The sequence below is a fragment of the Halorubrum sp. SS7 genome, assembly GCF_005435055.1.
Lineage (GTDB): Archaea > Halobacteriota > Halobacteria > Halobacteriales > Haloferacaceae > Halorubrum > Halorubrum salinarum.
In genome coordinates this window covers 2150-2621 of the sequence record NZ_SGXV01000055.1, presented here as the reverse complement: position 1 = coordinate 2621, position 472 = coordinate 2150, and the positions used below count along the sequence as shown (strand labels likewise).

Sequence of the window (472 nt, the reverse complement as noted above, 5' to 3'; positions counted from 1 at the left end):
CCCAACGTGGCGGACGAACTGACCGAGGAACAGAACGAACTGTACGGGCGGATCGATCCCTCGCGTCTCGAAGGGATGTACTCGCTCAAGGACATCGCCTCCGACGTCGAGGAGGCGTACCTCTCCACGTGGGAAGAGGTCAAGGCGGCATAGATGTCGACCGACCAGCCGGACGAGAGCAGGCGGGCGAGAGCGGTGCGGCTGTTGAGCGGACCGCGCAGTCGGCTCGGCGTCACGGTCGGCCCCAGCGCGGCGTGGATACTCACGCTTCTCGTCGCGCCGCTGGCGTTCATGATCGCCGTGAGCTTCTTCGAAGTCAGCTCGCTGACGTATCAGATAATCTACGAGCCGACGCTGAGCAACTACCGGTCGCTCTTCGACGGCGGGGGCGCGATATGGAACACCCCGTTCGTCACGGCGCTGTGGCTCTCGTACGTCATCGCCACCGTGACCACGGTGCTGTGTTTGGCGC

1 pseudogene is annotated in these 472 nt (G+C 64.4%); it reads left to right on the top strand.

The window, feature by feature from the left end:
- Nucleotides 1-153: 153 nt before the first annotated feature.
- Nucleotides 154-472, top strand: a pseudogene (locus EXE44_RS21500) (ABC transporter permease); the annotation flags it as partial.